Consider the following 11144-nt stretch of genomic DNA (forward strand, 5'->3'; position numbering starts at 1 on the left):
TTCGGCTGGGTCTCCGCGACACTCCGAGATGCGCCGGTTCGGCACCTTGTGTGGCGTATAGCCAGCCATCAGGACGAATCAGTCGGCTGCCGCACCGACATCACCCGTTCAACGACGTCGACGTGTCCGCCCCGCCCGGGCGGCCTTCGCCCGCTTGGCCGCGAAGCGCACGCCGCCGGGGCTCTCCCCGACCTCCACACGCACCACGGTCGACAGCGGATCCACGATTCCCTCGCCGACATGCAGGATGGACGTCTCCACAGCACCGAGCTTGGTCAGGGCGGTGGCGGCGCTCTTCAGCTCCTCCTCGGCCGCGTCGCCCTTGAGCGCAAGCATTTCCCCGTATGGACGGAGCAGAGGGATGCCCCAGGTGGCCAGACGGTCCAGCGGGGCCACGGCACGCGCTGTCACCACATGGACCGGGGGCAGGGTTCCCATGACCTCTTCGGCGCGACCGCGGACGACGGTGACATGGTCGAGGCTCAGCAGCTCGACGACCTCGCTGAGGAAATTGGTCCGCCGCAGTAGAGGCTCCAGCAACGTGATCTTCAGGTCTTCCCGGACGAGTGCCAGGGGGATACCGGGCAGCCCGGCACCAGAGCCGACATCGCACACGGTCACCCCCTCGGGCACGACCTCGGAGAGCACCGCACAGTTCAGCAGGTGTCGCTCCCACAGCCGGGGCACTTCCCGCGGGCCGATCAGACCACGCTGCACACCGGCCTCGGCCAGCAGCTCCGCATAGCGGACCGCGTCCGCGAAGCGATCGCCGAACACCTCGCGCGCTTGCTCGGGCGCAGGGGGAAGCTCTACTGCCTCCGTCACAGGGACCGTCCTTCCGTACCGCATGAGCGCACTGGGCGCAGACCACCAGAACTATCGGAAACCAACGGCTGCCCGGACCGCAGCCAAGAGGGATTACCAGGCTGACAAACTTCGGCCCCGCCTGCGCAACAGACGGGGCCGAAAAACGTACGGACCGAATCAGGCGGGCAGCACGACGACGAAGCGCTGCGGCTCCTCGCCCTCGGACTCGCTGCGCAGCCCCGCGGCCTTGACCGCGTCATGCACGACCTTGCGCTCGAAGGGCGTCATCGGCTTGAGCTTCACGGCCTCTCCGGTGCTCTTCACCTCGGCCGCCGCCTTGGAGCCGAGCTCGGAGAGCTCCGCCCGCTTCTTGGCGCGGTAGCCCGCGATGTCCAGCATCAGCCGGCTGCGGTCGCCGGTCTCCCGGTGCACGGCCAGGCGCGTCAGCTCCTGAAGCGCCTCCAGCACCTCGCCGTCACGACCGACCAGCTTCTGCAGGTCGCGGCCGTCCGTGTCACTGATGATCGACACGGATGCGCGGTCGGCCTCGACGTCCATGTCGATATCGCCATCGAGGTCGGCGATGTCCAGCAGACCCTCGAGGTAGTCCGCCGCGATCTCGCCTTCCTGCTCCAGGCGGGTCAGGGTGTCCGCGCCCTCGGCAGCGGCGGAGGTGGTGCCTTCCGTCACGGGATGGACTCCTTCTTACTTCTTGGACGGGGACTTGGGCCGCTGAGGCCCCTTGCGCTGGCCGGACTGGGCCCTGCTTCGGGCACCGGACGAGCCGGGCTGGGACGTGGCCTTCTTCGCGGGTTCGGCCGGCTTGGCGCCCTGCTGCTCGTCGGACTCGTCCAGCAACGGCGAGGACTCCTCGGAGTCCTCCGCCGACTTGGGGCCACCGGACTGACGCTGCGCCTTGCTCTGCCGCTTGGGCTGCTGACGCTTGGGGGCGGCGGTCGTCGGCGTACCGTCCTCGAGGGTGGCCACCGCCGAGGCCTCGCTCTTCACCACGGTGCCGTCGGCCTGGGCGACCAGACCCGCCTTGCTCAGTCCGTTGATGAACTTGCGCTCGAACTCGTTGCGGTCACGGCCCTTGGCGACGATTGCCTTGACGATGGTCCGCTCGCTCCGGCTGCGGGTCTTGCCGTGATGCGTGACGTGCTTGTGCAGACGCTCAAGGTAAGCGGCCTGAGCCTTGGAACCCGGGGTCGGGTTGTTGCGGATGACATACATCTGCTGGCCCATGGTCCACACGTTGGTGGTCAGCCAGTAGACGAGGACACCGACCGGGAAGTTGATGCCGAAGACCGCGAACATGACGGGGAAGACATACATCAGCATCTTCTGCTGCTGCATGAAGGGCGTCTTCACCGTGGTGTCGACGTTCTTGGTCATCAGCTGGCGCTGGGTGTAGAACTGCGACGCCGACATCAGGACGATCATGACCGCGGTCACGACCCGGACATCGGTCAGCGTGGCGCCGAGCGCGGTGACCACGTCCGCGCTGTTGGTGAACTTCGCGGCCAGCGGAGCGCCGACGATGTGCGCCTTCTGGGCGCTGGCGAGCAGCTGGTCGTTGATGACGCCGATGGTCTTGCCCGACGCGATGCCGTTGAGCACGTGGTACAGGGCGAAGAAGAACGGGGACTGCGCCAGGATGGGAAGGCACGAGGAGAGCGGGTTGGTGCCCGACTCCTTGTACAGCTTCATCATCTCTTCGGACTGACGCTGCTTGTCGTTCTTGTAGCGCTCCTGGATCTTCTTCATCTCGGGCTGCAGCGTCTGCATGGCCCGGGTCGCCTTGATCTGCTTCACGAAGAGCGGGATCAGGCAGATACGGATCAGGATCACCAGGGACACGATGGACAGGCCCCAGGCCCAGCCCGTGTCGGCGCCGAAGAGTGCGCCGTACACCGTGTGGAACTGGACGATGACCCAGGAGACGGGTGTGGTGATGAAGCTGAAGAGGCTGGCAATCGTGTCCACTAATCATGCTCCTTGGACATGGGACGAGGTCTCTGCGGCCGGGCTCGAAGGGATCTGCCCCTCGGTGGCCGGTTCGGCGGCGGAGGACCCGCCCTTGCGTGCACGCCAGGCGTCGCGCAGCATTTCGTGCCACCGTGGGCGCTTGCGCGGCGGGACATGGTCCACGCCGCCGAGCGACCACGGATTGCACCGCAGGATGCGCCAGGCGGTCAGTGCCGTCCCCTTGACCGCACCGTGCCGGTCTATGGCCGTGTAGCCGTAGTGGGAACACGACGGGTAGTACTTGCACACCGGTCCGAGCAGGGGACTGATCGTCCACTGGTAGAGCTTGATCAGCGCCAGCAGCGGGTACTTCATCGCGCGTTCCCTCCTCCCAGCAGCCGCTGAAGTGCGGCGTCCAGGTCTCGGGCCAGCTGTGCATGAACGGCGTCACCCGCGCCGGGTAGCGCTCGTACGACTACCAGGCTACCGGGGGGCAGCAGGGCCACTCGGTCACGCATCAGATGGCGAAGCCTGCGCTTCACCTTGTTGCGCACGACCGCACCCCCCACGGCTTTGCTCACGACGAAACCCGCACGCGTCGGGGGAGCGCTCTCCCCAGGCACGTGCGGGTCCGTGGCACCGCTGCGAAGGTGGACGACGAGTAGCGGGCGTCCGGCCCGGCGTCCTCGGCGTACCGCGGTCGCGAAGTCCTCGCGCCGCCTCAGCCGATGTTCGGTAGGCAGCACGTCATGACCTGTACGCGATCAGGCGGACAGGCGGGCGCGACCCTTGCTGCGGCGGGACGCCAGGATGGCGCGGCCGGCACGGGTGCGCATCCGCAGCCGGAAGCCGTGGGTCTTCGCGCGACGACGATTGTTCGGCTGGAAGGTGCGCTTGCTCACTCGGGGGCTCCAGTAATGATTCGGTGGTGGCGGGGCGTCGCCTGGCTGTCACCGTGCGCCCACGAGTAGCTCGTATTACGCCCGAGTGCACCGCTTTCCGATCACCGAAGTGTGCCCTGGTCGGCACGGGTGCGTGATCTGTGCCCATCGGAGGCAGGCGGCAGCAGCCATCGACAACTCGACCTCGTTACGGTACGCGCGGCTAGGTCGTCCGGTCAAACCAATGGCGGACGGGGGACACTTGTCCACAGGCTGGGGACAACAACTTGAACCGCACCGGTCGCCCTGACTACCGTGGCTGAACTCCGATTCGTTCCCTTGTCCCTGCCCCATCCGATTTACATCCCCGACCCGTCCCGCACCACGTTCGTGGGACCTGTGAGAGAGCGTGCTCTGTGGCCGACGTACCTGCCGATCTTGCCGCAGTGTGGCCACACGTACTGGAGCAGCTCCTGGGTGACGGGCCTGGTCCGGGTGTCGAGGCCAAGGACGAGCACTGGATCAAGCGGTGCCAGCCGCTGGCACTGGTCGCCGACACCGCGCTGCTCGCCGTGCCGAACGAGTTCGCCAAGGGCGTCCTGGAAGGCCGGCTCGCACCGGTCGTCAGCGAGACGCTGAGCCGCGAGTGCGGCAGGCCGATCCGCATCGCGATCACCGTCGACGACTCCATGGGCGAGCCCCCGGCACCGCCCGCGCCGTCCCGCTACGAGGCGCACGAGCCCTCCTCCCCCCAGGTCCGGGACCCCTATGACGGCCAGGGCGGCTACGAGGGATACGGCCGCCATCGGGCCGGCCGCCATGACCAACTGCCCGCCGGCCCCGGCGACCAGCTGCCCACCCCCCGCCCCGCCTACCCGGGCGAGTACCAGCGTCCGGAGCCCGGCGCCTGGCCGCGCCCCTCCCAGGACGACTACGGCTGGCAGCAGCAGCGCCTGGGCTACCCGGAGCGCGACCCGTATGCGACGCCGCCCCCGGACTACCGCGCCCAGTCGCTGGAGCGGTCCTCGTACGAGCAGCACCCGGAGTACGAGAGCGGGCGCCCCGACTTCGAGCAGCAGCGCCCCGACCGGCGCGAGCTCCCCGAGCCGCCGTCCGGCGGTGGGCCGGTGCACCGCGGCGGTCCGGGTGTCCCCGGCTCGTCGGGCGACCGGCAGTCCTCGACGACCGGTCCCGGCGAGCCCACCGCGCGGCTCAACCCGAAGTACCTCTTCGACACGTTCGTCATCGGCGCCTCGAACCGGTTCGCGCACGCGGCCGCGGTCGCCGTCGCCGAGGCACCGGCGAAGGCGTACAACCCCCTGTTCATCTACGGGGAGTCGGGGCTGGGCAAAACCCATCTGCTGCATGCGATCGGGCACTACGCGCGCAGCCTCTACCCCGGCACGCGTGTGCGGTACGTGAGCTCCGAGGAGTTCACCAACGAGTTCATCAACTCCATCCGCGACGGCAAGGCGGACGCGTTCCGCAGGCGCTATCGCGACATGGACATCCTGCTGGTCGACGACATCCAGTTCCTGGCGCAGAAGGAATCGACCCAGGAGGAGTTCTTCCATACCTTCAACACGCTCCACAACGCCAACAAGCAGATCGTGCTGTCCTCGGACCGGCCGCCCAAGCAGCTGGTCACCCTGGAGGACCGGCTGCGCAACCGCTTCGAGTGGGGTCTGATCACCGACGTCCAGCCGCCCGAGCTGGAGACGCGCATCGCGATCCTGCGCAAGAAGGCGGTGCAGGAGCAGCTCAATGCGCCGCCGGAGGTGCTGGAGTTCATCGCCTCCCGCATCTCGCGCAACATCCGTGAGCTGGAGGGGGCGCTGATCCGGGTGACGGCGTTCGCGTCGCTCAACCGGCAGCCGGTCGACCTGGGCCTCACGGAGATCGTCCTCAAGGATCTGATCCCCGGCGGCGAGGACACCGCCCCGGAGATCACCGCGACCGCCATCATGGCGGCCACCGCGGACTACTTCGGGCTGACGGTGGAGGACCTGTGCGGCACCTCGCGCGGCCGCGCCCTGGTGACCGCCCGCCAGATCGCGATGTATCTCTGCCGTGAGCTGACGGATCTCTCGCTGCCCAAGATCGGCGCACAGTTCGGCGGCCGGGACCATACGACGGTGATGCACGCCGACCGCAAGATCCGTGCCCTGATGGCCGAGCGGCGCTCCATCTACAACCAGGTGACCGAGCTCACCAACCGCATCAAGAACGGCTGACCGCCGCACACGGACGGCACGGAGGGGGTTCTCGGGAAGTGGCCCGAGAACCCCCTCCGTCGTGCGTCACGCCTGTCACCGTGCGCCGGGGCCACCGTCGTGCCCGGGGTCCGCCGTCGTGCGCGATGCCCTCAGGACGTCCTCGGGCCCGTCCTGAGACCGCGTCGGCGTCGGGGCCGCCGCGCCCCGCTCGGGAACGCGTCCCACGGCCTCCAGGAGCCGTCCCTGCCTCCCGCAGAACTCCGCGGCGCCCGCTCGGCGCCCCTCGGCACCTTCTTGAATCTGCCTCGAATCTGCACCCGGAGGACCGCCTCCGCCGTTCTCCGCCGCTCCCCGGGGCGCACGCATCCGTCACCCGCTGTTCGAATACCTGGAGGGTTACGGCCACCCTCCACAGATCCGGTGACTTTCTTCCGTCCACATCCTGGGGACTGTGAAGTTGTCCAGATCGTGTCCACAGGTGGGGCCGCGGGCAGACGATCATGCCAGCTCAGCCGGTTGTGGATCCGTGGACGAACGATCTCCACAGACTGTGGACGACGCGAAGATCCACAAGGCGCGCGGAAGGTTGTCCACCGACGGCCCACAGGCCGGGGCCGGTTGTCCCCAGCCGTTCCCGGCTTCTCCACAGCCCTGTCCACTGTTCGGCAACCCGGCGCGGCTCCTCACCGGCCCGAGTGAAAGGCGTCACATCAAGGTGCCGGGTTGGACTGTGGGAAAGGTGGGTAAAGCTGGGGACGCCGCTGGGGAGAAGTGCCCCGAGGCTGTGCACGGGGTGTGCAGAACTTTCCGTTCTCCACAGAGAGCCCCGGTTGTCCACCGCCCGCACCCACAGGGCCCGTGGACAAAATCTCGCCTCTGGCCTGGGAAAACACGGTTATCCACGGTATCCACAGGCCCTACTACTACTACCAACTAGAGAGAGCTGGGAATCCGTTTCGAAGCGGGTCCTGTGCACAACTCGCTCTCCGGCTCCCGACCGCCCCTCGTCACGACTTGACCCCGAGAGGCACCCACTGTCACTGCGGTGCGTCAGACTGGTCCCCGGTGTCCTTCCCCTCACCGGGACCCACGACACCGAGTCAGACGACGAAGGCCAGGCAGGGCGAGAACGCCGGCAACAGCAGGAGGCGGCTTAGGTGAAGATCCGGGTGGAACGCGACGTACTCGCGGAGGCAGTGGCCTGGGCGGCGCGCAGTCTCCCGGCCCGTCCGCCGGCGCCGGTCCTCGCCGGCCTGCTGCTGAAGGCCGAGGACGGCCAGCTGAGCCTGTCCAGCTTCGACTACGAGGTCTCCGCACGGGTGTCCGTGGAGACCGAGGTCGAGGAGGAGGGCACGGTCCTCGTCTCCGGCCGCCTCCTCGCCGACATCTGCCGGGCCCTGCCCAACCGTCCGGTGGAGATCTCCACGGACGGGGTGCGGGCGACGGTGGTCTGCGGCACCTCCCGGTTCACCCTCCACACGCTGCCCGTGGAGGAGTACCCGTCGCTGCCGCAGATGCCGAGCGCCACGGGCACGGTCCCGGGCGAGGTGTTCGCGTCCGCGGTGCAGCAGGTCGCCATCGCCGCCGGACGCGACGACACGCTGCCCGTCCTCACCGGTGTGCGCATCGAGATCGAGGGCGACACGGTCACCCTGGCCTCCACCGACCGCTACCGCTTCGCGGTCCGGGAGTTCCTGTGGAAGCCGGAGAACCCGGAGGCCTCCGCGGTCGCCCTGGTGCCCGCGAAGACCCTCCTGGACACCGCCAAGGCACTGACCAGCGGCGACAGCGTGATCCTGGCGCTGTCCGGCTCGGGCGCGGGCGAGGGCCTGATCGGTTTCGAGGGCGCCGGCCGACGGACCACGACCCGGCTGCTGGAGGGCGACCTCCCGAAGTACCGCACGCTGTTCCCGACGGAGTTCAACTCGGTCGCCGTCATCGAGACCGCCCCCTTCGTGGAGGCCGTCAAGCGCGTCTCCCTGGTCGCCGAGCGCAACACCCCGGTGCGCCTCAGCTTCGAGCAGGGCGTGCTGATCCTCGAGGCGGGCTCCAGCGACGACGCACAGGCTGTGGAAAGGGTCGACGCCCAGCTGGAGGGCGACGACATCTCGATCGCCTTCAACCCGACCTTCCTGCTGGACGGCCTGAGCGCGATCGACTCCCCGGTGGCGCAGCTGTCCTTCACCACGTCCACCAAGCCCGCTCTGCTCAGCGGAAGGCCGGCCGTGGACGCCGAGGCGGACGAGGCGTACAAGTACCTGATCATGCCGGTGCGGCTGAGCGGCTGAGCCTTTGCACCGGTCACCGTCGGCAGGTCCGGTGGTGCACGGCCTCGGGTGATCCCCCGTGCGCCGGTCACCACCGGACGAAGCCGCAGGTCGGGGCCTACGTCTGAGCGCGTATGCCCACAGGTGTGCAGGAGGGTCCGGGTTTAGGCTCGACGCGGGTACGCAGTGCCCCTCATGCCACGTCGCACTCTAAGGAACAACTGATGGAGCTCGGTCTCGTCGGCCTCGGCAAGATGGGCGGCAACATGCGCGAGCGGATACGCCGCGCGGGCCACACCGTCGTCGGATACGACCGCAACCCGGACCTCGCCGATGTCCAGAGCCTCGAGGAGCTTGTGGGCAAGCTCGCCGAGGGCCCTCGTACGGTGTGGGTGATGGTCCCGGCCGGCGCCCCGACCCAGTCCACGATCGACGAGCTCGCCGAGCTCCTGGAGCCCGGCGACGTCGTCGTGGACGGCGGCAACTCCCGCTGGACCGACGACGAGAAGCACGCCGAGCAGCTCGCGGCCAAGGGCATCGGCTTTGTGGACTGCGGGGTCTCCGGCGGTGTCTGGGGCCTGGAGAACGGCTATGCGCTGATGTACGGCGGCGACGCCGAGGACATCGCCAAGGTGCAGCCGGTCTTCGACGCCCTCAAGCCCGAGGGCGAGTTCGGCGCGGTGCACGCGGGCAAGGTCGGTGCGGGCCACTTCGCGAAGATGGTCCACAACGGCATCGAGTACGCCATGATGCAGGCCTACGCCGAGGGCTGGGAGCTGCTGGAGAAGGTCGACTCCGTGGAGAACGTCCGCGAGGTCTTCCGCTCCTGGCAGGAGGGCACGGTCATCCGCTCCTGGCTGCTGGACCTCGCGGTCAACGCCCTGGACGAGGACGAGCACCTGGACCAGCTGCGCGGTTATGCCTCGGACTCCGGCGAGGGCCGCTGGACCGTCGAGGCCGCGATCGACAACGCGGTGCCGCTGCCCGCGATCACCGCCTCGCTGTTCGCCCGGTTCGCCTCCCGGCAGGACGACTCCCCGCAGATGAAGATGATCGCGGCGCTGCGCAATCAGTTCGGCGGCCACGCGGTCGAGAAGAAGTAGTCCACAGGGCCGCGCGGCGGTCCACAACCCCTGAGGGAGGTCGGCGAACGACCATGCACGTCACGCATCTGTCGCTGGCCGACTTCCGCTCCTACGCCCGGGTCGAGGTCCCGCTCGACCCGGGCGTCACCGCGTTCGTCGGCCCCAACGGGCAGGGCAAGACGAACCTCGTCGAGGCGGTCGGCTATCTGGCCACCCTCGGCAGTCACCGCGTCTCCTCCGACGCCCCCCTGGTCCGCATGGGCGCCGAGCGCGCGATCGTCCGGGCGCAGGTCAGGCAGGGAGACCGACAGCAACTGGTCGAGCTGGAGCTGAACCCCGGCCGGGCCAACCGCGCCCGCATCAACAGGTCCGCGCAGGTCAGACCCCGTGATGTGCTGGGCATCGTACGGACCGTGCTGTTCGCGCCCGAGGACCTCGCCCTGGTCAAGGGCGACCCGGGCGAACGCCGTCGCTTCCTCGACGAGCTGATCACCGCCCGCTCCCCGCGCATGGCCGGCGTCCGCTCCGACTACGACCGGGTGCTCAAACAGCGCAACACCCTGCTCAAGACGGCGGCAATGGCCCGCCGCCACGGCGGCCGCGGGGCGGACCTGTCCACGCTGGACGTCTGGGACCAGCACCTGGCACGCGCGGGTGCCGAACTGCTCGCCCGGCGGCTCGATCTGATCACCGCGCTCCAGCCGCTCGCCGACAAGGCCTACGAGCGGCTGGCACCCGGCGGAGGCCCGGTCACCCTGGAGTACAAGCCGTCCGCGCCGGGCGAGGCCCAGGGGCGCGAGGGGCTCCAGGAGCAGCTGACGGCCGCGCTCGCCGAGGCCCGCAAGCAGGAGATCGAGCGCGGTGTCACCCTGGTGGGCCCCCATCGGGACGAGCTGCTGCTCAGGCTCGGTGAGCTGCCCGCCAAGGGATACGCGTCCCACGGCGAGTCCTGGTCCTATGCGCTGGCCCTCCGCCTGGCCTCCTACGACCTGCTGCGCGCGGAGGGCAACGAGCCGGTGCTCGTCCTGGACGACGTCTTCGCCGAGCTGGACGCCCGCCGCCGTGAACGCCTGGCCGAACTGGTCGCGCCGGGGGAGCAGGTCCTGGTCACCGCCGCGGTCGACGACGACGTACCGCATCTGCTCGAGGGGACGCGCTACGCCGTGTCCGACGGCACCGTGGAGCGCGCATGAGCACCGACGATCCCGCCCCCGAGAAGGCCCCCGAGCTGTCGGGCGTGGACCTCGCGCGGGTGGCGCTCAGGGCCGCGAAGGAACAGGCACGCGCCCGGGGGGACGCCGCGCAGCAGAAGAGGCAGGCGCGGCGCGGCGGCCTGCGCTCCGGTGCCCGTGCCGACCGCCGTGACCCCATGGCGCTCGGCGCGGCCATCAACCGGCTGATCACCGAGCGCGGTTGGGAGACCCCGGCGGCGGTGGGCGGCGTGATGGGCCGCTGGCCGCAGATCGTCGGCGAGGACCTCGCCCGGCACTGCGTACCCCAGCGCTATGACGAGGACGACCGCGTCCTGACCGTCGGCTGCGACTCCACGGCCTGGGCGACCCAGCTGCGGCTGCTGGCCCCGCAACTGGTCGCGCGCCTGAACGAGGACCTCGGGCACGGCACCGTGCGGCTGATCAAGGTCCAGGGTCCCGGCGGCCCGGTCCGCCGCTTCGGCCCGCTGCGCGCCCCCGGGAGCACGGGTCCGGGGGACACCTACGGGTGATACGGCCCGGCGTGACCGACATCACTTCCGGCAGCTCGGAGCGGGTGTCGGCGGCGATTTCGGGTGCTCGCACGCGGGTGCGAACACCGTCCTGACTCCGACGTAGCCAAGGGTTGACGGCCGGAAGCGCTGAGTGCCGCTCAGGGCCTCCTGGAGCCCCGCTCCGCATATGGGGAGTCGGACGAGACCGGTTGAGG

11 protein-coding genes are annotated in these 11144 nt (G+C 69.3%); 5 read left to right on the forward strand and 6 right to left on the reverse strand.

Annotated features, from left to right (window positions below; genetic code table 11):
* Window positions 1-108 precede the first annotated feature (108 nt).
* From rsmG to rpmH, 6 genes are all read right to left on the reverse strand, one after another.
* Window positions 109-825: a 16S rRNA (guanine(527)-N(7))-methyltransferase RsmG gene (gene rsmG, locus CP978_RS17410; RefSeq protein WP_043442025.1), complete on the reverse strand. Its 717-nt coding sequence runs from the start codon at window positions 823-825 to the stop codon at window positions 109-111.
* Window positions 826-984: 159 nt separating this feature from the next.
* The gene (locus CP978_RS17415) at window positions 985-1497 is read right to left on the reverse strand and encodes a Jag family protein (RefSeq protein ID WP_043442028.1); all 513 of its coding nucleotides are present in this window, start codon (window positions 1495-1497) and stop codon (window positions 985-987) included.
* A 15-nt stretch (window positions 1498-1512) separates the two neighbouring features.
* A complete protein-coding gene (yidC, locus tag CP978_RS17420) occupies window positions 1513-2793 on the reverse strand; it encodes a membrane protein insertase YidC (RefSeq protein ID WP_043442031.1) in 1281 nt (426 codons plus the stop codon).
* Window positions 2794-2796: 3 nt separating this feature from the next.
* Entirely contained in the window at window positions 2797-3150 is a 354-nt protein-coding gene (yidD, locus tag CP978_RS17425; protein WP_043442033.1) for a membrane protein insertion efficiency factor YidD, read from the reverse strand.
* Window positions 3147-3521 carry a ribonuclease P protein component gene (gene rnpA / locus CP978_RS17430; RefSeq protein WP_079162186.1) on the reverse strand — a complete coding sequence of 125 codons (375 nt, stop codon included), beginning with the start codon at window positions 3519-3521 and terminating at the stop codon, window positions 3147-3149. Before rnpA ends, yidD begins: the two co-directional genes overlap by 4 nt.
* A gap of 18 nt (window positions 3522-3539) precedes the next feature.
* Window positions 3540-3677, reverse strand: coding sequence for a 50S ribosomal protein L34 (rpmH, locus tag CP978_RS17435; protein ID WP_003956500.1), 138 nt, complete (start codon window positions 3675-3677; stop codon window positions 3540-3542).
* 395 nt (window positions 3678-4072) lie between these two features.
* On the opposite strand from rpmH, the gene dnaA reads away from it, so the two are divergent.
* From dnaA to CP978_RS17465, 5 genes are all read left to right on the forward strand, one after another.
* The gene (gene dnaA, locus CP978_RS17440; protein WP_043442034.1) at window positions 4073-5890 is read left to right on the forward strand and encodes a chromosomal replication initiator protein DnaA; all 1818 of its coding nucleotides are present in this window, start codon (window positions 4073-4075) and stop codon (window positions 5888-5890) included.
* A 1139-nt stretch (window positions 5891-7029) separates the two neighbouring features.
* The gene (gene dnaN / locus CP978_RS17450) at window positions 7030-8160 is read left to right on the forward strand and encodes a DNA polymerase III subunit beta (protein WP_043442035.1); all 1131 of its coding nucleotides are present in this window, start codon (window positions 7030-7032) and stop codon (window positions 8158-8160) included.
* 203 nt (window positions 8161-8363) lie between these two features.
* On the forward strand, window positions 8364-9242 hold the full coding sequence (gene gnd / locus CP978_RS17455; RefSeq protein ID WP_043442038.1) for a phosphogluconate dehydrogenase (NAD(+)-dependent, decarboxylating): 879 nt from the start codon (window positions 8364-8366) through the stop codon (window positions 9240-9242).
* A 53-nt stretch (window positions 9243-9295) separates the two neighbouring features.
* Window positions 9296-10417, forward strand: a complete 1122-nt coding sequence (gene recF, locus CP978_RS17460) for a DNA replication/repair protein RecF (RefSeq protein ID WP_043442040.1) — start codon at window positions 9296-9298, stop codon at window positions 10415-10417.
* Window positions 10414-10947, forward strand: a complete 534-nt coding sequence (locus CP978_RS17465) for a DciA family protein (RefSeq protein WP_043442042.1) — start codon at window positions 10414-10416, stop codon at window positions 10945-10947. Before recF ends, CP978_RS17465 begins: the two co-directional genes overlap by 4 nt.
* Window positions 10948-11144 lie beyond the last annotated feature (197 nt).

It is taken from the genome of Streptomyces nodosus (genome assembly GCF_008704995.1).
Taxonomy (GTDB): Bacteria; Actinomycetota; Actinomycetes; order Streptomycetales; family Streptomycetaceae; genus Streptomyces; species Streptomyces nodosus.